Origin of the sequence: Pseudomonas fluorescens, assembly GCF_902497855.1 — a bacterium.
Taxonomy (GTDB): Bacteria; Pseudomonadota; Gammaproteobacteria; order Pseudomonadales; family Pseudomonadaceae; genus Aquipseudomonas; species Aquipseudomonas fluorescens_BI.
Map to the genome: position 1 here is coordinate 364364 of NZ_CABVHU010000002.1, position 23599 is coordinate 387962.

22 protein-coding genes are annotated in these 23599 nt (G+C 61.3%); 7 read left to right on the plus strand and 15 right to left on the minus strand.

What is annotated here, in order from left to right; genetic code table 11:
• The first annotated feature begins 4 nt into the window (after window positions 1-4).
• Complete coding sequence (locus F8N96_RS06525) at window positions 5-559, plus strand: DUF4136 domain-containing protein (protein ID WP_150797118.1); 555 nt, start codon at window positions 5-7, stop codon at window positions 557-559.
• 3 nt (window positions 560-562) lie between these two features.
• Here the strand turns inward: F8N96_RS06525 and F8N96_RS06530 are convergent, their stop codons facing one another.
• From F8N96_RS06530 to F8N96_RS06540, 3 genes are read right to left on the minus strand one after another with little or no spacing between them, the layout of a single operon-like run.
• Complete coding sequence (locus F8N96_RS06530; protein ID WP_191630711.1) at window positions 563-718, minus strand: hypothetical protein; 156 nt, start codon at window positions 716-718, stop codon at window positions 563-565.
• A 7-nt stretch (window positions 719-725) separates the two neighbouring features.
• A complete protein-coding gene (locus tag F8N96_RS06535; protein ID WP_150797120.1) occupies window positions 726-1580 on the minus strand; it encodes a MaoC family dehydratase in 855 nt (284 codons plus the stop codon).
• A 2-nt stretch (window positions 1581-1582) separates the two neighbouring features.
• A complete protein-coding gene (locus F8N96_RS06540) occupies window positions 1583-2935 on the minus strand; it encodes a 3-oxoacyl-ACP reductase (RefSeq protein ID WP_150797121.1) in 1353 nt (450 codons plus the stop codon).
• Window positions 2936-3154: 219 nt separating this feature from the next.
• Between F8N96_RS06540 and F8N96_RS06545 the strand changes: the two genes are divergently transcribed.
• Complete coding sequence (locus F8N96_RS06545) at window positions 3155-4432, plus strand: acetyl-CoA C-acetyltransferase (RefSeq protein ID WP_150797122.1); 1278 nt, start codon at window positions 3155-3157, stop codon at window positions 4430-4432.
• A gap of 99 nt (window positions 4433-4531) precedes the next feature.
• Entirely contained in the window at window positions 4532-5323 is a 792-nt protein-coding gene (locus F8N96_RS06550) for an AraC family transcriptional regulator (RefSeq protein ID WP_150797123.1), read from the plus strand.
• Between the two features lie 13 nt (window positions 5324-5336).
• Here F8N96_RS06550 and holA read toward each other — a convergent pair whose 3' ends face one another.
• From holA to leuS, 3 genes are all read right to left on the minus strand, one after another.
• The gene (gene holA / locus F8N96_RS06555; RefSeq protein ID WP_150797124.1) at window positions 5337-6374 is read right to left on the minus strand and encodes a DNA polymerase III subunit delta; all 1038 of its coding nucleotides are present in this window, start codon (window positions 6372-6374) and stop codon (window positions 5337-5339) included.
• A 39-nt stretch (window positions 6375-6413) separates the two neighbouring features.
• The gene (lptE, locus tag F8N96_RS06560; protein ID WP_150764996.1) at window positions 6414-7019 is read right to left on the minus strand and encodes an LPS assembly lipoprotein LptE; all 606 of its coding nucleotides are present in this window, start codon (window positions 7017-7019) and stop codon (window positions 6414-6416) included.
• An 87-nt stretch (window positions 7020-7106) separates the two neighbouring features.
• Window positions 7107-9713 carry a leucine--tRNA ligase gene (leuS, locus tag F8N96_RS06565; protein ID WP_150797125.1) on the minus strand — a complete coding sequence of 869 codons (2607 nt, stop codon included), beginning with the start codon at window positions 9711-9713 and terminating at the stop codon, window positions 7107-7109.
• Between the two features lie 279 nt (window positions 9714-9992).
• On the opposite strand from leuS, the gene F8N96_RS06570 reads away from it, so the two are divergent.
• Together F8N96_RS06570 and F8N96_RS06575 are read left to right on the plus strand one after the other, a co-directional pair.
• Complete coding sequence (locus F8N96_RS06570) at window positions 9993-10313, plus strand: hypothetical protein (RefSeq protein WP_150797126.1); 321 nt, start codon at window positions 9993-9995, stop codon at window positions 10311-10313.
• A gap of 107 nt (window positions 10314-10420) precedes the next feature.
• Window positions 10421-11182 carry a YdcF family protein gene (locus tag F8N96_RS06575; protein WP_150797127.1) on the plus strand — a complete coding sequence of 254 codons (762 nt, stop codon included), beginning with the start codon at window positions 10421-10423 and terminating at the stop codon, window positions 11180-11182.
• Between the two features lie 129 nt (window positions 11183-11311).
• Here F8N96_RS06575 and lnt read toward each other — a convergent pair whose 3' ends face one another.
• From lnt to miaB, 5 genes are all read right to left on the minus strand, one after another.
• Window positions 11312-12835 (minus strand): apolipoprotein N-acyltransferase, encoded by a 1524-nt coding sequence (lnt, locus tag F8N96_RS06580; RefSeq protein ID WP_150797128.1) that lies wholly within the window; start codon window positions 12833-12835, stop codon window positions 11312-11314.
• Window positions 12836-12850: 15 nt separating this feature from the next.
• A complete protein-coding gene (locus F8N96_RS06585; RefSeq protein WP_064675727.1) occupies window positions 12851-13690 on the minus strand; it encodes an HlyC/CorC family transporter in 840 nt (279 codons plus the stop codon).
• 5 nt (window positions 13691-13695) lie between these two features.
• Window positions 13696-14190 carry an rRNA maturation RNase YbeY gene (gene ybeY, locus F8N96_RS06590; RefSeq protein ID WP_150797129.1) on the minus strand — a complete coding sequence of 165 codons (495 nt, stop codon included), beginning with the start codon at window positions 14188-14190 and terminating at the stop codon, window positions 13696-13698.
• A complete protein-coding gene (locus tag F8N96_RS06595) occupies window positions 14183-15199 on the minus strand; it encodes a PhoH family protein (protein WP_150797130.1) in 1017 nt (338 codons plus the stop codon). The genes ybeY and F8N96_RS06595 overlap by 8 nt, the downstream gene beginning before the upstream one ends.
• A gap of 207 nt (window positions 15200-15406) precedes the next feature.
• Window positions 15407-16735 (minus strand): tRNA (N6-isopentenyl adenosine(37)-C2)-methylthiotransferase MiaB, encoded by a 1329-nt coding sequence (gene miaB, locus F8N96_RS06600; protein ID WP_191635338.1) that lies wholly within the window; start codon window positions 16733-16735, stop codon window positions 15407-15409.
• A 132-nt stretch (window positions 16736-16867) separates the two neighbouring features.
• On the opposite strand from miaB, the gene F8N96_RS06605 reads away from it, so the two are divergent.
• Window positions 16868-17197 carry a DUF1820 family protein gene (locus F8N96_RS06605; protein WP_007894425.1) on the plus strand — a complete coding sequence of 110 codons (330 nt, stop codon included), beginning with the start codon at window positions 16868-16870 and terminating at the stop codon, window positions 17195-17197.
• 127 nt (window positions 17198-17324) lie between these two features.
• Here the strand turns inward: F8N96_RS06605 and F8N96_RS06610 are convergent, their stop codons facing one another.
• The 4 genes from F8N96_RS06610 to F8N96_RS06625 form a co-directional block, all read right to left on the minus strand.
• On the minus strand, window positions 17325-17879 hold the full coding sequence (locus tag F8N96_RS06610; protein ID WP_150764988.1) for a tetratricopeptide repeat protein: 555 nt from the start codon (window positions 17877-17879) through the stop codon (window positions 17325-17327).
• A gap of 227 nt (window positions 17880-18106) precedes the next feature.
• Entirely contained in the window at window positions 18107-19390 is a 1284-nt protein-coding gene (hemL, locus tag F8N96_RS06615; protein WP_150797132.1) for a glutamate-1-semialdehyde 2,1-aminomutase, read from the minus strand.
• A gap of 18 nt (window positions 19391-19408) precedes the next feature.
• A complete protein-coding gene (thiE, locus tag F8N96_RS06620) occupies window positions 19409-20032 on the minus strand; it encodes a thiamine phosphate synthase (RefSeq protein WP_150797133.1) in 624 nt (207 codons plus the stop codon).
• Window positions 20033-20064: 32 nt separating this feature from the next.
• The gene (locus F8N96_RS06625; protein WP_150797134.1) at window positions 20065-20862 is read right to left on the minus strand and encodes a hydroxymethylpyrimidine/phosphomethylpyrimidine kinase; all 798 of its coding nucleotides are present in this window, start codon (window positions 20860-20862) and stop codon (window positions 20065-20067) included.
• Window positions 20863-21163: 301 nt separating this feature from the next.
• On the opposite strand from F8N96_RS06625, the gene F8N96_RS06630 reads away from it, so the two are divergent.
• Complete coding sequence (locus F8N96_RS06630; RefSeq protein WP_150797135.1) at window positions 21164-23548, plus strand: hybrid sensor histidine kinase/response regulator; 2385 nt, start codon at window positions 21164-21166, stop codon at window positions 23546-23548.
• The last annotated feature ends 51 nt before the right edge of the window (window positions 23549-23599 follow it).

Here is a 23599-nt window from a genome sequence, read left to right on the forward strand (position 1 = left end):
TATCATGTTCCGCCGTCTCGCTTTACTGGCCCTGGCCGCGCTGCTCAGCGCCTGCGCCACCCAGGTCAATCATGACTTCGATGCCAGCCGCGACTTCTCCGCCTATCGCAGCTGGAGCTGGAAAGAACCCGCCCTGCAATATCGACCCGATGACCCGCGGATCAAGAGCGACCTGACGGAACAGCGTGTGCGCCAATCGGTAGCCGATCAACTCGATCAGCGCGGTTTGCGGCCGGCCGCCTCCGGCACCCGGGGTGACTTGAGCGTGCAGACCTACCTGATCGTCGAAGAGCGCCAGCAACAAGTGACCACCAATTACGGCGGCGCTTGGGGCAACCCATGGAATGGCTACTGGGGCGGGCCGATGTACAACGAAACCCGCAACGTCAGCTACAAGGTGGCGACCATCCAGATCGACCTGCTCGATGGCAAGGACGGCAAGCTGGTGTGGCGCGGCAGTGATGAACAAATGCTCAGCCACTCACCGAATCCCGCTGATCGCAGCGCGGCGATACGCGAAACGGTTGGACGGGTACTGGCCAACTATCCACCCAGATAACCATCACGGCATTTGAGTTGTCTGGCCGCAAAGGCGCGACACGCTGCACAGGCGCAGCTGTTCACCGATCTTGCAGGGCGAATAACTGGCATTGTTCGCGCTTGCGCGGTCGTCGGCGTTCCAGTGATAAGGTGCCGACAGCCACTGTATCAGGGCCATGGTCGGGTCAGGCAACAGGCCGCCAATGGCCGACCATATGCTCAAGATCCCCGGCACCCACCAACTGGAAATCGCCACTGGAGCCGGCCGCGCTGGACAACAGTGTCACCTCGCTCGGCAGCCGCACTGGCTTCCTGAACTGCACCGCCAGCTCGACATTCGCCGCCGGCAAGTGCTCACTTAACGCCGCGATCGTCCGGGCCTTGTTCCACAAGCCATGGGCGATGGCGGTCGGGAAGCCGAACAGCTTGGCGCTGACAGCGCTCAGGTGAATCGGATTGTAGTCGCCGGACACCTTGGCGTACTGCCGGCCAATGTCCGCTGGCGCCTGCCATCGGGTCACCTCCATCAGCTCCAGCGTCGATGCCAGCACTTCCTCGACAGGGTCGCCGTCCAGTTTTACGCCCCGGCACAGCATCTGGCTTTGCGCTTCCCACAGCACACCCAACTGATCGTCGAGGGTGGTCACCAGGTCGAACGTTGCGCCCTTGGCATGGGGTTGCAGGTTCTGCACCTGCACGCTGACCCGCGCGCGATTGACCCCGCCCATTGGCCGCAGGATGCGAATGCGGTTGCTCAGGTGTATCAACCCCAGCAGCGGAAACGGAAATGTCTTGTCAGTGAGCAATTGCATTTGCAAGGCAAACGCCAGGATGTGCGGATAGGTAGGTGGCAGCAAGCTGTTGTCGGCAAAGCCGCAGACCTTGCGATAGGCCGCCAGGCGCTTCGGCTCGACATCGACCCAGCAACGCAGGCCTGAATCGGGCAGCGTGGTGCCGGTGATTTTGCGTCGCGTCGCGGCCTTTACATAGAGGTCCGGCAGGCTCGGTTCGCGGTTGAGTGTGTGCCAATCGATGATCATGCCTAAGCCCCCAAAACACTTTGTCCACAGACACGCAATGCTTGCCCGGTGAACGCCCCGGTGCCCGGTTGCGCCAGCCAGGCCACCGCTTCGGCGACGTCTTGCGGCAGGCCGCCCTGGCCGAGGGAACTCATGCGTCGCCCGGCTTCACGCAGGCCGAAGGGCAGGTGCGCGGTCATCTGGGTTTCAATGAACCCTGGCGCCACCGCATTGATGCTGATACCGCGCGCCTTCAACAATGGTGCCCAGGCCTGAGCCAGGCCGATCAGCCCGGCCTTGCTCGCCGCATAGTTGGTTTGCCCGCGATTGCCGGCGATGCCGCTGATGGAGGCCAACAGAATCACCCGGCCGTCGTCCTGCAAGGTGCCGCTGTCGAGCAGCGCCTTGGTCAGCACCTGCGGTGCATTGAGATTGACCGCCAGCACGGCGTCCCAGAATTCCGGGGTCATGTTGGCCAGGGTTTTGTCCCGAGTGATGCCGGCGTTGTGCACGACAATGTCGATGCCGTCGGGCAATTGTTCGATCAGCTGCGCTGCGGCGTCTTCGGCACAGATGTCCAGCGTGATGCCACGCCCGCCGAGGCGGGCGGCGAGGGCTTCGAGGTCGGTCTTGGCCGGCGGCACGTCCAGCAGGATCACGTCGGCCCCGTCACGGGCGAGGGTTTCGGCGATGGACGCACCGATGCCGCGTGCCGCGCCGGTGACCAGGGCCTTACGGCCTGACAGCGGGCGAGTCCAGTCAGTTACCTGCGTGTTGCAGGCGTCCAGGCGAATCACTTGTCCGGAAACGAAAGCGCTTTTGGGCGAAAGGAAAAACCGCAACGGGCCTTCCAGTTGATCCTCGGCACCTTCACCGACCTGAATCAGTTGCAAGGTACCGCCGCCGCGCAGTTCCTTGGCCAGTGACCGGCTGAAACCTTCCAGGGCCCGCTGGGCACTGGCGGCGAACGGGTCGCTCATGGCCTGCGGAGCCCGCCCCAGGATCACCAGGTGGGCGCCGTGATCAAGGTTTTTGATGAGCGGCTGGAAGAATTCGCGCAGCTGTTTGAGCTGGTCGGTCTGCACCAGATCGCTGGCATCGAACACCACGGCCTTGAGTTTCGGTCCGTGACCGGGAATCCACGCCGTGGCCATCGAAGGGTCGGTTCCGTAGCTGTAAATCGCGTCGGTCAGGCGGTTGGCGAAGGCGCTGACTTTTTCCGCCAACGGCCCGCCGCCAATCAGCAACGCTCCCTCCACCGGGCGCAGCCTGCCGGCTTGCCAGCGCTCCAATCGTACCGGCGACGGCAGACCCAGGGCCCCGACCAGGCGATGGCCGATGGACGAATTGGCGAATTCGATATAGCGGTCAGACATGGAACGCGCTCCAGCAGCTGGGGTTCAAAGTGTGGACCACGAATGGCAATCAGTCGTTCGATCCACGGGATTAGGCCTACGCTTGTGTAGGAGCGAAGCTTGCTCGCGATGGCAGTGTGTCCGTTGACATCAATGTAGCTGACGCACCGTCATCGCGAGCAAGCTTCGGTCCTACAGGGGGCGGTGTTCACAGTTGGATATTTTTATCAGGAGCTTTTCATGACTCAACCGCGCCGCGTCGCGATTATTGGCGGTAACCGTATCCCTTTCGCCCGCTCCAACGGGCCTTACGCCACTGCCAGTAACCAGGCGATGCTCACCGCCGCGCTCGAGGGCCTGATCGAACGCTACAACCTGCACGGCCTGCGCATCGGTGAGGTGGTAGCCGGGGCGGTGCTCAAGCATTCCCGGGATTTCAACCTGACCCGCGAGTGCGTACTCGGCTCGCGGCTGTCACCGACCACCCCGGCCTACGACATCCAGCAAGCCTGCGGCACCGGCCTCGAGGCGGCGCTGCTGGTGGCGAACAAGATTGCCCTTGGCCAGATCGAATGCGGTATTGCCGGTGGCGTCGACACCACATCCGACGCACCGATCGGCGTCAACGAAGGCTTGCGCAAGATTCTGCTGCAAGCCAATCGCGCCAAAACCACCGGCGACAAACTGAAAACCTTTCTCCAACTGCGCCCCCATCATTTGATCCCCGAACTGCCGCGCAACGGCGAACCGCGTACCGGCCTGTCCATGGGCGAGCACTGCGAACTGATGGCCCAGACCTGGGACATTCCACGGGGCGAGCAGGATCAACTGGCCCTCGAGAGCCACCGGAAAATGGCCGCCTCCTACAGCGAAGGTTGGCACAACGATCTGATGACACCCTTCCTCGGCCTGACCCGCGACAACAACCTGCGCCCGGACCTGACCCTGGAAAAACTCGCCTCGCTCAAACCGGCGTTCGAGAAAAGTGCCAGGGGCACCCTGACCGCGGGCAACTCCACGCCGCTCACCGATGGCGCATCGCTGGTGTTGTTGGGCAGTGAGGAGTGGGCGAAGGAACGTGGCCTGCCGATCCTCGCTTACCTGCGCGATGGCGAAGCGGCGGCGGTGGATTTCGTCAAGGGTGCCGAAGGGCTATTGATGGCGCCGGTCTATGCCGTGCCGCGATTGCTGGCGCGCAATGGCCTGACCTTGCAGGACTTCGATTACTACGAAATCCACGAAGCCTTCGCCGCACAGGTGCTCTGCACCTTGAAGGCCTGGGAAGATCCGCACTATTGCCAAACCCGCCTTGGCCTCGCCGCGCCGCTCGGTGCAATCGACCGCAGCCGGCTCAACGTTAAAGGCAGTTCTCTGGCGGCCGGGCATCCGTTTGCCGCCACCGGTGGGCGCATTGTCGCCAACCTGGCGAAGTTGCTCGATGCCGCAGGCAAGGGGCGGGGCTTGATTTCGATCTGCGCCGCGGGTGGCCAGGGTGTGACCGCGATTGTCGAGCGCTGAGGCTGGAGACATAACACCTGTGGGAGCAATAGGTTTGTAAGGCAGTGAGACTTGGCCTACTGTCCGCCTTAATAGCATCTTGCGACATAAGGTCTGTCAATGCCGACTAACGGACAACTTACCCTCGAGCGGACGATTCCGACGCTGACGGCATTACCGCGTCCACTGTTCGCCCGGGCGGAAAGCCTCAATGCCGGCTCCTGGACACCGTCTCATCGCCACGACTGGGTGCAATTTTCCTACGCCATCAGCGGCGTGCTTGGCGTACACACCGCCGAGGGCAGTTTCTTTGCTCCGCCGCAGTGGGGCATCTGGATTCCCGCGGATCTCGAACACCAGGTGGTGACTTCGATGCGCGCCGAAATGCGCAGCCTCTATGTGCGTCGCGAGGATTGCGCATGGGCGGACGGGCGTTGCCGGGTGCTGGAGGTGACGCCGCTGGCCCGGGAGCTGATCAAGAGCTTTTGCCTGCTGCCCGTGGAATACCCACAGGGTGATAGCCAGGAAACGCGCTTGGTGAATGTGCTGCTGGACCAGTTGGCGAGTCTGCCGGAGGTGGCGTTTTCCCTGCCATTGCCGCGTCATGAGCGGTTGCTGGGGTTGTGCAACGAGCTGCTCGAAAGCCCTGACCGGAACGTGACCTTGCAGGAGTGGGCGCAGCGGTTGGGTATGTCGGAGAAAACCCTGATGCGGCTGTTTCAGCGGGAAACCGGGCTGAGCTTTCGAGGGTGGCGTCAGCGAATGCGGCTGCTGTCGTCATTGAGTTTGCTGGAGGAGGGGAACAGCGTGACCAACGCCGCGCTGTCTTGCGGGTATGACTCGACGTCGGCGTTTATTGCGGCGTTCAAGGGGTTGTTCGGGTTCACCCCTGGCGAACTCTTCAAGCAGTGACGAGCGGTTGACCTTATTCAGCAGGCAACGACAATCGTTGTCCCGCCATCAACAACGACAACCGACTCAAACTCATCCACGGTGAGCCCGCGGCCTGGCCTTTGATCTGTGCATCAATGCGCTGCGCTTCCAGCAACAACTGCGCCCAGCGTGGCGCCGAGTAGCGTTGCAAGGCTTTGCTCATCAGTGGTTTGCGTTTGTCCCAGATCGGCGGTCGCGCAGCGCTGAAGGCCTTGTCCAGCGGCACGCCCTGGCTGTACTGCAATGCCAGGTTTGCCAACAGGCGCAGCTCCCGGGCCAGGGCCCAGAGAATCACCGGCGGCTCGACGCCTTCACCCCGCAGTCCTTCAAGCATGCGCAGGGCATGCGCCGCTTCGCCATTGAGAATGGCATCGGTCAGCCCGAAGACATCAAAGCGCGCACTGTCGGCCACCGCTGCTTGCACGGTTTCCACGCTGATCTGGCCACCCTCGGCCATCAGCTTGAGTTTTTCGATTTCCTGGGCGGCAGCCAGCAAGTTGCCCTCGACCCGGGCAGCGATCAGTTCCACGGCGTCCTGGCTGGCGGACAATCCGGCTTGGGACAACCGTTGACGGATCCAGCTCGGCAACTGGTTGGCATCTATCGGCCAGATCTGCACGAACTGGGTGTGCTGGCCTTCAACCAGTGCCTTGCCCCACTTGGTTTTCTGCGCGCTGCCGTCCAGCTTGGGCAGGCTGATCAACAACACTGTGTCTTCGGCCGGACGCGAGCAGTACTCAATGAACGCGGCCGCCCCTTTGTCACCGGGTTTACCGGATGGCAGGCGCAATTCCAGCAGGCGTTTTTCGGCGAACAACGACATGCTCGCGCCGGCCTGCAACAAGGTCCCCCAGTCGAAACTGGCATCGGCGGCGAAGACCTGTCGTTCGTCGAAGCCCTGTTGGCGAGCGGTGGCACGAATGGCGTCGGCGGCTTCCTGACACAGCAATGGGTCGTCGCCACTGATGATGTAGACGGGCGCGAGGGGGCCTTGCAGGTGCTTGGCGAGTTGGGCGGGAGCGAGTTTCATAGGAAAGGGCGAACGGGGCGCCGAGGCGCCCCGCAACGCTTACTGCCGCGGCAGTTCGACAGGTGACTGACGCGGCGTTTGCGCTTCAGCCTTCTGCGCTGCTTCCAATGCCGCGGCTTCAGCCCTGGCACGGGCCTCGGCGGTCTGTTGCATCTGATCCAGTTGGGTCGGGGTCAGCTGCTGCAGACGCAGCATCATGCGTTGCACCAATTCACGACGTATGTCCTTGCGAGCGTCATTGGCTTCCTGATCGGAGCCCACCAGGTTGTTACCGTCGTGGATGAAGACTTTCTGCACTTCGAGCTTGTCGCTCATCAGTGGCAAGTTGCCCTGGCCATTGATGTCGTAGCTGAGCACGGTGCTGAGTTGATACTCGCCAGTGCGGCCGGCACCGGCGTAGCTGAGGATGCGCTGGCTTTCCTGTTCGCCGGTCAGCACCAGTTTGTAAGGGGCGCCGCTGTAGAGCTTGACGCCGCTGCTTTCCAGCACCTGACGCATTTGGGTGACGGTCGGACCGTAGGCATCACGGGCGCTCAGGTCGAGTTCCTTGATCGCCAGCTCGGTAGTGCCGGTGCCGCGCAGCTGGAAACCGCAGGCGCTCAGCAGAACGGCGAGGCCCATCACCAGCAGATTGCGTTTGATCATCTTGTGTTCCCCTTGAAACCAGGTGGGCCGATCATGCGACCCGAAAGGTTTTACTCGGCGCCAGGCTGGACCTGGCGCCTGATCCACTTAGCTGGCGACGATATTGACCAGTTTCCCGGGCACTACGATCACTTTACGAATAGTCAGACCGTCGACAAAGCGCAGCACGTTCTCGTTGGCCCGTGCGGCGGCTTCGACTTCTTCGCGGCTGGCGCTGGCGGGCATTTCGATGTGGCCGCGCAATTTGCCATTCACTTGAATGACCAGCTGCAGGCTGTCCTGTACCAGGGCGCTTTCGTCCAGTACCGGCCAACCGGCGTCGATCACCGGATCGGCGTGACCCAGGCGATGCCACAGCTCATGGCTGATGTGCGGAGTGATCGGTGCCAGCAGCAGGACCACGGTCTCCAGGCCTTCGTGAATCAGTGCGCGATCCTGTTCGGTGCCTTGCGGGGCTTTTTCCAGCACGTTCATCAGCGTCATCACCTGGGCGATGGCGGTGTTGAATTTGTGGTTCTGGCCGACGTCGTGGCTGGCCTGCTTGATGGCCTGGTGGATCGAGCGGCGAATGGCTTTGTGCTGGTCGTTCAGGTCGGCGACGTCCAGTTTGCCCGGCAGGCCCTGGGTGACGTGCGCTTGAGCCAGGCGCCAGACGCGCTTGAGGAAGCGGTGCGAACCCTCTACGCCGGAGTCGGACCATTCCGCGCTCATGTCGGGCGGAGAGGCGAACATCATGAACAGGCGGCAGGTGTCGGCGCCGAACTGGTCAATCATCGACTGTGGGTCGACGCCATTGTTCTTCGACTTGGCCATCTTCTCGGTGCCGCCGATTTCCACCGGCAGGCCGTCTGCGATCAGCTTGGCGCTGACGACCTTGGCCTTGCTGTCGCGTTCGAGTTCGACGTCCGCCGGGTTGAACCAGGTGTAGGCACCATTGGCTTCGCGACGATAGTAGGTCTCGGCGATCACCATGCCCTGGGTCAGCAGGTTCTTGAACGGCTCGTTGGAGCTCACCAGGCCTTCGTCGCGCATCAGCTTGTGGAAGAAGCGCGCGTAGAGCAGGTGAAGAATCGCGTGTTCGATACCGCCGATGTACTGGTCCACCGGCAACCAGTGGTCGGCCGCGGATTTTTCCACCAGGCCGCCTGCATAGTGCGGCGAGGCGTAACGGGCGTAGTACCACGAGGACTCGACGAAGGTGTCCATGGTGTCGGTTTCACGCTTGGCAGGCTGGCCGCATTTCGGGCAGCTGCACTCGTAGAACTCGGGCATGCGCGCCAGTGGCGAACCGGCACCGTCCGGTACCACGTCTTCCGGCAGGACGACAGGCAGTTGATCTTCCGGGACCGGCACATCACCGCAGGTAGTGCAGTGGATGATCGGGATCGGGCAGCCCCAGTAGCGCTGGCGGCTGATGCCCCAATCGCGCAGGCGGAACTGGGTACGCGAGGCGCCGAGGTTTTTCTTGATCAGCGCCACTTCGATGGCGTCGAAGGCGCCTGCGAAGTCGAGGCCGTCGAATTCGCCGGAGTTGATCAGCGTGCCGTGCTCGCCGTACGCATCCTGCCAAGGGGCCGGGTTGGTGTCACCGGAACTTGTGCGCACCACGGATTTGATCGGCAGGTTGTACTTGGTGGCGAACTCGAAATCACGTTCATCGTGAGCCGGAACGGCCATCACTGCGCCATCGCCGTAATGCATAAGTACGTAGTTGGCGACCCATACCGGGAGTTTCTCACCGGTCAGCGGGTGCTCGACGAACAGCGAGGTCGGCAGACCTTTCTTCTCTTGAGTGGCGACATCGGCTTCGGCGACGCTGCCGCCCTTGCATTCAGCGATGAACGCTTGCAGCTCAGGGTTATTCTGCGCGGCCAGGGCGGCCAAGTGGTGTTCGGCGGCCACGGCAACGTAGGTCGCGCCCATCAGGGTGTCCGGACGGGTGGTGAAGACTTTCAGTGCGCCGGCTTCGCCGATCGAATCGACGTTGTACGGGAACTGCACTTCCATGCCGCGGGATTTGCCGATCCAGTTGCGCTGCATGGTCTTGACCTGTTCAGGCCAGCCAGTCAGTTCGTCGAGGCTCTCCAGCAGCTCATCCGCGTAAGCGGTGATCTTGAAGTAGTACATCGGGATTTCGCGCTTTTCGATCAGCGCGCCGGAACGCCAGCCGCGACCGTCGATCACCTGTTCGTTGGCCAGCACGGTCTGGTCGACCGGGTCCCAGTTCACGGTGCCGCTTTTTTTGTAGATCACGCCTTTTTCGAACAGGCGAGTGAACAGCCATTGTTCCCAGCGGTAGTAATCCGGCTTGCAGGTGGTGACTTCGCGGGACCAGTCCACCGCCAGGCCCAGGCTGCGCAGCTGGGTTTTCATGTAGGCGATGTTTTCGTAGGTCCACTTGGCGGGTGCTACGTTGTTCTTCATCGCGGCGTTCTCCGCCGGCATGCCGAAGGCGTCCCAACCCATGGGTTGCAGGACATTCTTGCCCAGCATGCGCTGGTAGCGGGAGATCACGTCGCCGATGGTGTAGTTGCGCACGTGCCCCATGTGTAGCTTGCCGCTGGGGTAAGGGAACATCGACAGGCAGTAGAACGTCTCCTTGCCTGGCTGTTCACTGACTTCAAAGGACTTTTGCTCGTCCCAGAACGACTGGGCGGCGGCTTCGATTTCACGGGGCTGATATTGTTCGTGCATGGCTACTTTTTGAACTGAATAGGGGTGGCCTAGTCCTCTTCGATACACGCTGGACGGTGAGTGCGCCAGATCGGCGCTTCGGTGTCCAGACGAGCTGGAAGTGGAGTTACAGGAAGCCCCGTAGCATACATGACCGCACTCTACCGAGGGAAACCCTGATTACTGCCCAAGGCCTGGCAAAACCCGCTGCGAGGGCCGTTGGTCGCGGCACCCAGCCGGTTTGTTCATGGAAGCTAAGCTCTAAAAGGGGAGCGAGTCTTATCTTCAATGAGGTGAGGGATGGTTGAGTCACGGCAAAAAGTTACAAAACCGGAGTTGTACGAAAGATTGATCGATCGTCTGGGCATGGCCCTGGACGCGGCCAAAACCGCTGACCGGCTGCGCGATGAGCGCCCCTTGGAGCTGGAACTGCGTGGCCTGAGCCCCGCAGAGTTTGCACTGGTCAAAGCATATCTGGATCGCAGTGAACGTGAATCACACGGATACTTGTCAGAGGCAGTGAAGCAACTCGACGCACCACGTTCGGCCAAGATCATCTGGCTCAAGGACAAGGTACCTGGCAGGGACGCGGTAAAGGTCCGGTCTTTGCAATTCAAGTAAGGTCACCTGAAGCCATGACCCATGGTTTTTTAAAGCATATACCTTCCGCATTTGTTGTCGCATCGCGTCAACCCACTTAGGCTTCGGGCATCTTTAGGAGATGCTCGATGCCTTTTCGCTATTTCATCAAACAACTTCTACTGCCTCCCGGTGTTCTGTTGCTGCTGTTGCTGCTTGCCTGGTGGTTGCGCCGCTCAAGGCCGCGACTGGCGGCTCTGTGCTTTACCTTGGGCGTTGGCGGCTTCTGGCTGATGAGCCTGCCGATAGTGGTGGAGTGGAGCGCCAGGGCGCTTGAGCGTGAACCGCCGCTGGCTGGCCATGAATGGGCAACATTGGGTCGGCAGGCGGATGCGATCGTGGTGCTGGGGTCGGGGCGCGAGCGTGGCGATCCGGCCTGGGGCGCCGACCAGCCGACCGGCATAGGCCTGGAGCGCCAGCGCTATGCGGCGCGGCTGGCCAAGGCGTCGGGCTTGCCGATCCTCACCAGTGGTGGCCTGCATTACGGTACCCCGCCAACCGAAGCCAGGTTGATGGCGGACTCCTTGCTCGATGATTTCGGCGTGACCGTGCGTTGGCAGGAAGGGCGCAGCCGCACGACCTGGGAGAACGCGCAGTTCAGTGCCCAAGTGTTGCTGCCCCAGGGCATCAAGCGGGTCGTGCTCGTGACGCACGCCTCGCACATGCCGCGGGCGGTCTGGAGTTTCCAGCAGGCAGGGTTCGAGGTGGTGCCGGCGCCGATGGGGTTTCTAGGGGTGGACAACGCGCGGCCACTGGGCGGCTGGCTGCCGGAGTTCAAGGCGCTCTGGCAGAGCGGGCAGTTGATGAATGAGGCGGTGGGGCAGATCGGGTATTCGCTGTTTTACCGATAACCGAATGGTTATCCACGCCCTGTAGGAGCTGGCTTGCCAGCGAAGAGGCCCTTCCGGTCGACATCATTGTTGGCTGAAAGGGCCTCTTCGCCGGCAAGCCGGCTCCTACAGGTTTGATGCGGTGTCAGTTCAGACGGTCTTGGCCATTCGATTCGCAATCAACGCCCAGCCAAACAACAACACGCAAACAACGATCAGCGGCCACGAACGCCATTGCAGGTAAGGCGTCAGGTTGTGCATCGGCACCACTTCGCCATACAAGATGCCGCGTTCGAACTGCGGGATCTGCACCGTGATCTGCCCGAACGGGTTGATCAGGCCGGTCACGCCGTTGTTGGTGGCGCGGATCATCCAGCGTCCGGCTTCCAATGCGCGCATCTGCGCCATCTGCAAATGTTGCAGCGGGCCGATGGAGGTGCCGAACCAGGTGTCGTTGCTGATGGTCAGCAGCAAATCGCTACGGGCCGCGAGACTGGCGGCGAATTCCGGATACACCACTTCGTAGCAGATGTAAGGCGCGATCTGATAACCCTTCGCCTGCAGCATCGGCTGATCGGCAGGGCCGCGGGCGAAGTCCGACATCGGCAAGTCAAAAAAGGCGATCAGCCCGCGCAGCACGTCCTGCAACGGCACATATTCGCCAAACGGCACCAGCTTCTGCTTGAGGTAGGTGCCATCGCCTTCGCCGACCACGGTGATACCGTTGAAAAAGCGTTTCTGTTGATGCATTTCCTGACGGATCGGTACGCCGGTAATCAGGGCGGATTTACGCTCTGCGGCGAAGTCGCCCATCATGTTCAGGTAGCCCTCGGCGGACTCCTTGAGTACCGGGACCGCGGTTTCCGGCCAGATCAACAGGTCGACCGGTTTGGAGCTGAAGCTCATGTCGCGGTACAGCGCCAGTTGCGCGTTGAGCTGCGCCGGGTCCCACTTCATGCTCTGTTCGACATTGCCCTGGATCGCCGCGACGCTCAGTGGCGCCCCCGCCGGGCTGGTCCAGGCATGCTCCTTGAGCGCCATGCCGGCCACCCATGGGCCGATCATCAGCAGCACGCCAGCGGCGATGAAGCCTTTACGAGCGGTTTTCACCAAGGGTAACGCGTTGTAGAGCAGCGCAGCGGTCAGGGCCAGGGTAAAGGAAATCAGCCACATCCCGCCGACGGGCGCGAGCCCGGACAGTGGGCCATCGAGTTGGCTGTAACCGGAATAGAGCCATGGGAAGCCGGTGAGAAACCAGCCACGAAAGGCCTCCTGGGCGACCCACAGCGCGGCGAACGCCAGGGCATCGGCCAGCGGCGCTTCGTTGCGGCGCAGCCAGCGCACCCAGATCCAGGCGGGCAGGGCGAAGAACCAGGCAATCGCCGCCGTGAAGATCAGCATCAGGAAGCCGGCCAGTAGCACCGAAGCGCCACCGAAGTGGTGGATGCTGTAGTAAATCCAACTGGTACCGGCGCCAAACAGCCCAAAACCGAAACACCAGCCGCGGCCCAGGGCCTGGCGGGGGTTCAGTTCACGTAAACCGGCATAGAACAAACCGACCGCCAGCAATGCCAGTGGCCAGATATCGAACGGCGCCAGGGCCAGGGTGGTGATTGCACCGGCCGCCACGGCCAGCAGGTTACCGGGCCAGCCGGGGCGGGTGATCCAATGCATTTCTATCCTTAGGTGTTACCGGGCAATAGGCGTCAGGCGCAGCAAGTGAATCCGACGGCTGTCGGCGTTCAGGATGCGGAAGCGATAAGGGCCGATTTCAGTGATTTCGTTGCGTTTTGGCAGATGCCCGAACGCACTCATCACGAGGCCGCCGACGGTGTCGAACTCGTCATCGGAGAATTGGCTGTCGAAGAACTCGTTGAAGTTCTCGATCGGCGTGAGGGCCTTGATCAGGAAGTCGCCGCTGGGCAGTGGCTTGATGTAGCTGTCCTCTTCGACGTCGTGCTCGTCTTCGATGTCGCCGACGATCTGTTCCAGCACGTCTTCGATGGTTACCAGGCCCGCCACACCGCCGTACTCGTCGATGACGATGGCCATGTGGTTGTGGTTGGCGCGGAACTCGCGCAGCAGCACATTCAGGCGCTTGGACTCGGGCACGAAAGTGGCCGGGCGCAGCAGGTCCTTGATGTTGAAGTTGTCGCCGTTCTCCTTGAGGATCAACGGCAGCAAGTCCTTGGCCAGCAACACGCCCATCACGTCATCGTGGCTTTCGCCGATGACCGGGTAGCGGGAGTGGGCCGAATCGACCACGGCAGGCAGGAACTCGCGGGGAGTCTGGGTCGCCTTGATGCTGATCATCTGCGAGCGCGGGACCATGATGTCCCGTACTTGCAGGTCTGCAACCTGGATGGCTCCTTCGACGATGGCCAGCGCTTCGCTGTCCAGCAGTTTGTTCTGGTGTGCATCGCGCAGCAGCTCCAGCAGCTCCTGGCGGTTCTTCGGCTCGTGGGCAAAAGCCTGGGTGAGCTTACCCAGCCATGACTTTTGCCCGTTGCTCGATCGATCTTCGCTCATAGCGATTACTCTGAATCCTTTGTTGTGACGATAGGGGGTGCGTCTGTTTCGTCGTCCGCATACGGGTCCGGGTGACCCAGCTCTGCAAGCAACGTTCGTTCCAGTGCTTCCATTTCTTCAGCCTCGTCGTCATCCATATGGTCGTAACCCAGCAGATGCAAGCAGCCGTGGATGACCAGATGCGCCCAGTGGGCGTCGAGCGCCTTGCCCTGTTCGGCGGCTTCGCGCTCGACCACGGCCACGCAGATCACCAGATCGCCGAGCAGCGGGATGTCGAGAAACTCGTCGGGCACATCGGCAGGAAACGACAGGACGTTGGTGGCGTAATCCTTGTGTCGCCAGGTGCTGTTCAGTTCGCGGGCCTCTTCTTCATCGACCAGGCGAATGGTCATTTCGGAATCGGCAGTACGCTGGCGCAGGGCCAGTTCGCACCATTGGCGGAACTTGGCTTCACTGGGGGCGGTGCCCCGGCTTTCAAGCTGCAGATCAAGCTCAAGCATCGTGGCGATTGTCCCTGGAAGAGAACTTCGCCGGTTCATCGGCCACGCGATTCTCGAAGCGCTCGTAGGCTTCGACGATACGCTGCACCAGTGGGTGGCGCACGACGTCCTTGGGCTGGAAGTGGGTGAAACTGATGCCCGGCACGTCCTTGAGCACCTCGATCACGTGGTGCAGCCCGGACTTGGTGCCTTTCGGCAGGTCGACCTGGGTGATGTCACCGGTGATGACCGCGGTGGAACCGAAGCCGATCCGGGTCAGGAACATTTTCATCTGCTCGACCGTGGTGTTCTGGCTTTCGTCGAGGATGATGAAGCTGTTGTTCAGCGTACGACCGCGCATGTAGGCCAGCGGCGCGACTTCAATGACCTGGCGCTCGATCAGCTTGGCTACATGTTCGAAGCCGAGCATTTCGTAGAGTGCGTCGTAGAGCGGGCGCAGGTACGGGTCGATCTTCTGCGACAGGTCGCCGGGCAGGAAACCGAGCTTTTCGCCCGCTTCCACTGCCGGGCGCACCAGCAGGATGCGGCGAATCTGCTCGCGTTCCAGCGCGTCTACCGCGCAGGCAACGGCCAGATAGGTCTTGCCGGTACCGGCCGGGCCGATGCCGAAATTGATGTCGTTCCCCAGTACTTCCTTCACGTAGCGCAACTGATTCAAGCCGCGAGGGCGAATCATGCCTTTTTTGGTGCGCAGGGCGACGGACGGTTCGGCGGGGGAGTGGTTGTCCAGCTCTTCGACGGCCGATTCCTGCAGGAACAGGTGAACCATGTCCGGCGACAGCTCGGTACCCTTGGTTTCCCGGTACAGGCGACGCAGCAGGTTTTCCGCGGAGGTGGTGTGTTTGGGCTCGCCGATCAGTTCGAACTGGTTTCCGCGGTTACGGATCTCGATGGTCAGGCGCTGTTCGATCAAGCGCAGATGCTCGTCGAATTGCCCGCACAGATTGGCGAAGCGGCGAGCTTCAAAGGGCTCGAGGATGAAACGATGTGGTTCTATGGGTGCGTTCAAGGTCGTATTTAGCCGCCCTGGGGCAATTGAGATGAAATCAAGGATAACGCCAGTGGGCTGGGTGCGAAAGCTCTTAAATAATCCAGCGCCAATCACCATCCCTTGTAGGAGCGAGGCTTGCCCGCGAAGAACGTTAACGCGGTCAGTCAGGTAGAACAGCAGTGTTGCCTTCGCGGGCAAGCCTCGCTCCTACAGGTCAGGCGGCGGTTATTGGATCAGGGAACCCCGCAGCGAGTGCGGCTGTGCGGCATCGATGTGCACATCGGCGAACTGCCCGATCAAGGTAGGAGTGTCGCAGCGGAAGTTGACGATACGGTTATTCTCGGTCCGGCCTTGCAGTTCGCCAGGGTCTTTTTTCGAATAATCGGTCACCAGGATCCGCTGGATCGATCCGACCATTTGTCGGCTGATCTCGAAACCTTGCTGGTTCAGGCGATGTTGCAGGGTGTTCAGGCGCTCTTTTTTCAGGGCTTCCGGCGTATCGTCGGCCAGGTCGGCCGCCGGCGTCCCCGGACGCTGGCTGTAGACGAACGAGTAGGAGAAGTCGAAACCGACGTCTTCGATCAATTTCATGGTCTGTTCGAAGTCTTTTTCGGTCTCGCCCGGGAAGCCGACGATGAAGTCCGAGCTGATGCAAATCCCCGGCACGGCGGCCCGCAGCTTGCGCAGTTTGGATTTGTATTCCAGCGCGGTGTGGTTGCGCTTCATTGCCGACAGAATGCGGTCAGAGCCCGATTGCACCGGCAAGTGCAGGTGTTTCACCAGTTCCGGCACGTCGGCATGCGCCTGGATCAGGCTGTCGGAGAACTCCAGCGGGTGCGAGGTGGTATAGCGGATGCGGTCGATCCCATCGACGGCGGCCACCACCCGGATCAGCTCGGCCAGATCCGCCAGGCGACCATCGTGGGTTGTTCCGCGATAACCGTTGACGTTCTGACCCAGCAGCGTCACTTCGCGCACGCCGTTTTCGGCCAGGTGAATGATCTCGGCAATCACGTCGTCGAACGGGCGACTGACCTCTTCGCCTCGGGTATAGGGCACCACGCAGAACGTGCAGTACTTGCTGCAACCTTCCATCACCGACACATAGGCGCTCGGGCCATCGATGCGCGGCTCGGGCAGGTGGTCGAATTTTTCGATTTCCGGGAACGAGACGTCCACTTGCGGCAACTTGGTGGCGCGGGCGGCGTCGATCATTTCCGGGAGACGGTGCAGGGTTTGCGGGCCGAACACCACGTCGACATACGGCGCCCGGTCACGGATGGCGGCGCCTTCCTGGCTGGCCACGCAACCGCCGACGGCGATCACCATTTCAGGGTTGGCCAGTTTCAGTTCGCGCCAACGGCCGAGCTGGGAGTACACCCGGTCCTGGGCGCGTTCGCGAATCGAGCAGGTGTTGAGCAGGATCACGTCGGCGTCTTCAGCGCGGGCGGTGACTTCCAGGGCCTGATGTTCACCCAGCAGATCGACCATGCGCGAGCTGTCGTACTCGTTCATCTGGCAACCGTGGGTTTCGATGTAAAGCTTCTTGGCCATGGATAGAGTCATCACGTGATTCAAAGAACCGCGCATTATAGGGAACATGTCCCAAGGTTCCTACCGCTGTGCGTCCGGTGGCTATGCTATAGTTCGCGCCCTCATTTCTATCCCCGATGTGTTTCGCCTGCCATGACCAAACGTGAAGCTCCAATCTACAAGGTGATTTTCCTCAATCAGGGCCAGGTGTACGAAATGTACGCCAAGCAGATCTATCAAAGTGATCTGTGGGGCTTCCTGGAAGTGGAAGAGTTCGTCTTTGGCGAGCGCACCCAGGTGGTCGTCGATCCTAGCGAAGAGAAGCTCAAGGCTCAGTTCGAAGGCGTCGTGCGCAGCTTTGTGCCGATGCATTCGATCGTGCGCATCGACGAAGTCGAACGCCTAGGTACACCGAAAATCAGCGAAGCCCGCGGCGCGGTCGGCAATGTCATGCCGTTTCCGATGCCGATGCCTGAGAAGTAGTAGTCAAGACCGAGTCGCCTCATTCGCTGGCAAGCCAGCTCCTACATGACCGCATTCTCATGAAAGAACGCGATCCCCTGTAGGAGCTGGCTTGCCAGCGAAGGGGCCAGAAAGATCAATACAAAAATCAGGGCAGTGGCGAGAAAGGCGTACGCCCATCGGCGCTCTGCAATTCCATCAGGTATTTACGGAAAATCTGCCCGAGCACCTGGGTTGCCACCTCAAGTTCTTCCCGAGGCATCTTCTCGGCCACTTCATCCGCCGTATCCAGCGCCTCTTCAGCGCCATTGACCGCCGCCATTTTCAGCACGATATACGCCTGGACGTTATTGGCCGGCACGCCTTCGCCGTGGAAAAACATGGTGCCCAGTTTGAACTGTGCCTGGGCGTGGCCTTGCAGCGAGGCTTTTTCGAAGTAGCTCAGGGCTTTTTTGAGGTCGCGCGGCGAATTTTTTCCGTCGTAGTAGAACTCACCCAGCTCGTATTGCGCTTGCGCATCCCCTTCATCCGACGCTTTCTGGCAGGCCGCGAGTGCCTGAGCCAGATCTTGTGGCTGAGTATTGAGGGTGCAGCGACCCATCGCTGGGATTAACAACGAGTTGCCGCCTGCCTGTGCGAGCGCGAGCAGGGGCTGAAGGAGCAACAGGCAGCCCAATGCAAGGGTGCGGCCGGTGCGGTTCATGGGTATCGACTTACCTCTGGAGGGGCGCGCGGACCCATCGAGGGGGATCCAATAAGCGCGCATTATGAAATAAGCAGGGCCAACCTTACAAAGTCTTTACTCGTTTTTCTGCTGCGCGGGGAATATATCGATCACTTTGCCGGGGATTATTAGCAGGTGCGTAGGAAAAAGGGTGGAAGTGTAGGAAAAAGCTGACGCTGGCAATGGCCAACGTCAGCGGCCCCGGGTTATTTCAAGGCGGCGAATGCGCGCTCGGCAGCATCCAGCGTCAATTTCAGCTCGGTTTCGCCATGGGCGATCGACGTGAAGCCGGCTTCGAACGCACTTGGCGCCAGGTACACGCCACCTTCCAGCATCAGGTGGAAGAAACGCTTGAACAGATTGGCGTCGCTGGACATCACGTCATCGAAGGTCACGATGTCATCGGCGCCGCTGAAATACAGACCGAACATGCCACCGGCCTGGGTGGTCACGAACGGGATGCCTGCTGCATCGGCACGTTGTTGCAGGCCATCGAGCAGGCGGCTGGTGTAGTCGCTCAATTCATCGTGGAAGCCAGGACGGCTGATCAGGCGCAGCGTCGTCAGGCCGGCCGCCATCGCCAGCGGATTACCCGACAAGGTGCCCGCCTGGTAGACCGGGCCCAGTGGCGCGATGTGCGACATGATTTCGCGTTTGCCGCCGAAGCAACCGACCGGCATGCCGCCTCCGATGATCTTGCCAAAGGTGCTCAGGTCTGGCGTTACGCCGTAGTGGGCCTGGGCACCGCCGAGGGCGACACGGAAACCGGTCATCACTTCGTCGAAAATCAGCACCACGCCGTGCTTGTCGCACAGGGTCCGCAGGCCTTCGAGGAAACCCGGTGCGGGCGGTACGCAGTTCATATTGCCGGCCACCGGCTCGACGATGATGCAGGCCACGTCCTGGCCGACTTCGGCGAGCAGGGTTTCAACGGCGTCGATGTCGTTGAACGGCAGGGTCAGCGTATGTTTGGCGAAGGCTGCCGGCACACCGGCGGAGCTCGGCACGCCCTGGGTCAGCGCGCCGGAGCCGGCCTTGACCAGCAGGCTGTCGGAGTGGCCGTGGTAGCAGCCTTCGAACTTGATGATGCTGTCGCGACCGGTGAAACCACGGGCCAGGCGAATGGCGCTCATGGTCGCCTCGGTGCCTGAGCTGACCATGCGCACCATTTCCATCGATGGCACGATCGAGCAGACCAGGTCGGCCATCTGGGTTTCCATCTCGGTCGGGGCGCCGTAGGACAGGCCGTGCTCAAGCTGTTTACGCACCGCGTCCAGTACATCCGGGTGGCTGTGACCGAGAATCATCGGCCCCCAGGAACCGACGTAATCCACATAGCGCTTGTCGTCTTCGTCGGTGACGTAGGCGCCTTCGGCGTGTTTGAAGAACAAAGGCGTGCCGCCAACGCTCTTGAATGCGCGAACAGGCGAGTTCACGCCACCGGGAATGTGTTTCTGGGCATTGGCAAACAGCGTTTCGGAACGAGACATGATCGGGCTCTCAAAAAATCAGGATTTGAACAATTCGTTGAATGCGCGGGCGCGGCGTGTCACTTCAGCCGTGCTCTCGGCGCCAAACAGGCCATGGACCACCGCCAGCAGATCGACCCCATGGGCCACCAGTGGGCCGGCATTATCCAGGGTGATGCCGCCAATCGCGCAGATCGGCAGGTGCAGTTTGCTGCGAGCCTGGTCGAGCAGTTCGAGGCTGCAGGTCGGTGCGCCGGGTTTGGTGTTGGAGTTGAAGAAACGACCGAAGGCGACGTAACTGGCGCCTTCCTTCGCTGCTTGCTCAGCGAGGTCGAGTTGCGCATGGCAGGTGGAACCGATGATCGCCTGGCGACCGAGCAGCGCGCGGGCCGGGGTCAGTGGCCCGTCGGTCTGGCCCAGGTGCACCCCGACGTTCAGGCGTGCGGCCAGTTCGGCGTCGTCATTGATGATCAGTCGGGTCTTGTAGCGTTCGCACAGATCGCGCAGGGCTTGGGCTTCACGCAGGCGGCGGGCCTCGTCGCTGCTCTTGTCGCGGTATTGCAGCAGGGTGACGCCGCCTTCCAGCGCCGCCTCCACGTACGACAGAAATCTACCGGCCAGCAACTGGCTGTCGGTAATGGCGTAAAGGCCACGTAGTTTCATCGGACAAGCCTCTGCGCTTCACGCATCAAAAGTTACGAACAGTAATCCAGCGGCAGGCGGCGCGGCACGAACTGGCCTTTGCCCAGCTGCTCTGCGTCACGCAGCGTACGCCAAGTGTAGTCAAGCGCGCTGCGCACGGCGCTGGAGAGGTTTTCACCCAGGGCCAGGCGACCGGCCAAGGCGCTGGCCAGGGTGCAACCGGAACCGTGATAACTGCCCGGCAGGCGCTGGCAGGTAAAGGTTTCACGGCTGCCGTCACGGCTGTACAGACGATTGTGTATGTCGTCTTCGTCGCCATGACCGCCGGTGATCAGCAGGTGCTTGACGTACGGCAAGAGTTTTTCAGCGCACTGGTCCGCGGTGCCTTCTGGCAGTTCGGCAAGAATGCGTGCTTCGGGAAGGTTGGGGGTGGCAATGATGGCCAGGGGCAGCAGACGTTCGCGCATGGCATAACCGACTTCATCCTTGCCCAGGCGTCCGCCGCCACCGGCGCGCAGCACCGGGTCGCAGACCATCGGCAAATGCGGGTGCGCCTGCAGCAGTTCGACCACGGTGTCGACCATTTCCAGGGAACCGAGCATGCCCAGTTTGACTGCCGCGACTTCGGCATCGTTGAGCACGGCATTGGCCTGGGCCAACACCCACTCACGGTCGAGGACGCGGAAGTCAGTGACGTTGACCGTGTCTTGCACGGTCAGGGCGGTGACGGCCGGAGCCGCATGGCAACCCTGAGCGAGCAGGGCTTCGATATCTGCCTGCAAGCCGGCGCCACCACTTGGGTCGTGGCCGGAGAGACAGAGGACAACGGGGCGAGAGCTGTAGATATTCATGGTGCGCGAGCTTACCACCAAACATCGTTTTTCGGGTGCCGTCCGATCAACCTTGCAGGAGGAAAAACTGTGCACGTTCAAGCCATTGTCACAATCTGACCGGGAAAACAGCTCTAGCTCAGGGTGTGCAGCCGGAACGCCCGTGCTAGAGCCTTTGTAGGATAAATTTCCATGGTGCTTAATGGCCACCCACGGCTATGCTAGAGTGGATCCAAGCCAAAACAGGTAATACCGGTTTACGTCTGCTCAAAGGGAATGAGGGGCTTCCTGAGATAACCGGACAGGCCACGCTGGGGCTTAAATGCGCTATTTGCTGATGTTGCTGTTGTGCTTGCCCCTCATGGCGAGCGCCGTCGAGTTCGATGAATTCACCCAGCGCCTCCCGCTGGGCCGGACCTTGCAAGTGTTCGAAGACGCGAGTGGTCAGGCGAGGATTGGCGATATCCGCGCGCAAGCCGCAGCGGGGCATTTCAAAACCCACGATAAAGACACCCTCAACGCCGGTTATTCACGTTCGGCGTTCTGGCTGAAAATCGATCTGCAGTACCGCCCCACCCAGCCTTCGGCACAACGGACCTGGCTGCTGGAACTGGCCTATCCGCCCCTTGATCACCTTGATCTGTACGTGCCCGATACGGCCGGGGGCTACCGGTTGGCCCGGCAGACCGGCGACGCCTTGCCGTTCGCCAGCCGCGAGTTTCGCCAGAACAATTACTTGTTCAATCTGAATGTCGCGCCTGATCAATCGCAAACCGTCTATCTACGCCTGGAAAGCGAAGGTTCGATCCAGGCGCCGGTGACGTTGTGGTCGAGCACCGCTTACCTCGAAGACCAGCCGGTGCGTCTTTATGTGCTGGGCGTGATCTATGGTGTATTGCTGGGGATGCTGGTCTACAACCTGTTCATCTACCTCAGCGTGCGTGACACCAGTTACCTGTATTACATCTTCTACATCGCCTCATTTGGTTTGTACCAGCTGTCGGTGAATGGCGCGGCTGTGGAGTACTTCTGGCCGGACAATCCCTGGTGGGCCAACGCGGCGACGCCATTCTTCATCGGTTGTGCAGGGCTGTTCGGCAGCCAGTTCGCCCGCAGCTTCCTGCAGACCGCGACCCACAGTCGCTGGCTCGACCGCTTGCTGTTGGCGCTGATTGCATTCGGGGCGCTGGTGGTTGGGCTGTCCTTGATGGCCAGTTATGCCCTGGCCCTGCGTCTGGCGACGACCCTGGCGCTGACGTTCACCCTGGTGATTTTTGCCGCGGGGATTTTCGCCTGGTTGCGCGGCCTGCGGGTGGCGCGGTATTTCATCATCGCCTGGTCGGCGTTTTTGCTCGGGGGCATCATCAATACGCTGATGGTGCTGGGGTATCTGCCGAACGTGTTCCTGACCATGTATTCCAGCCAGATCGGCGCGGCGATCGAAGTCGCGCTGCTGTCGCTGGCCCTGGCCGACCGCATCAACGCCATGCGCGAGCAGCAGGCGCAGACGTTGCTTGACGCCGGGCAAAAGCTCGAAGTGCTGAACCAGCAACTGGCGCACGGCAACAAGCTCAAGGATGAGTTTCTGGCGACCCTGACCCACGAACTGCGCACCCCCATGAACGGTGTGATCGGTTCGCTGGAACTGATGCAGACCGTCGAGATGGACGCCGAGCTGGAGCAATACCAGCAAACGGCGGCGGGCTCGGCGCGTGACATGATGCGCATGGTCAATGGCATCCTGACCCTGACCGAACTGCAGGCCGGCAAGCTCAAGGCCGTTGCGGCCCTCTGCAGTTTGCGCGGCGTGGTCGACGCCTTGCGAGTGCAGTTCGAGGGCAATGCCTCGGGCAAGTCGCTGGATTTCAAGGTCGACGTGGCGCCGGGGCTGCCGGATCGTCTGCACGGTGACAGTGCCAAGTTGGTGCAATGCCTGGAGTGTCTGCTGGATAACGCCATCAAGTTCACCCGGATCGGCGGGGTGGCGCTGCGGGTGACGGGTAAACCCGTGGGGCCCGACCGACTGGCATTGTCCTTTGTGGTGATCGACACCGGCATCGGTTTCACCGACCTGGGAGAGGCGACGATGTACCAGCGGTTTTTCCAGCTCGACGGTTCGATGACCCGTGCATACGGGGGCCTGGGCATCGGCCTGGCGATCTGTCGGCAACTGATCGAATTGCTGGGCGGGCGTCTGACCCACCGCTCCGAGCCCGGGCGCGGCAGCCGCTTTCAGCTCGACGTCGAATTCCAACTGCCCGCGATGGAACGGTCTTCAGTGCCTTCGACGACCCGGGCGTTCCCTCGCCTGCGACTGCCTCAGGACTGCACCGTGCTGTTGATCGATGACAACAGCCTCAATCAACTGGTGATGCGTGGCATGTTGCTCAAGTTGGGGTTTCGGGTGCGCACGGCCGACAACAGTAGCGCTGCGCTTGATCATTTGCAGCGTGAAGCCTTTGACGCCGTATTGCTCGATGGCCAGTTGCCGCCACTCAATGGCATGTCCGTGCACTGCCGGATCCGCGCGGTGCCGGGTTGCGCCGAAGTGCCGGTATTCGTGGTTGCCCCGGGCGCTGCTCGGGACCGTTGCCCGAGCGGCGCTTTGATCGATTACCTGAGCAAGCCGGTGAAATTCGAGGACCTGCAGGCCGCGCTCCATCGTCGGGTGCTTTGCCCTGGGCAAGGCGAAAGCGCCGACAGTTAGGCAGATATGACACTTTGTTCAGCCATGGGGCGGTGCTTAACTGAAATCCCT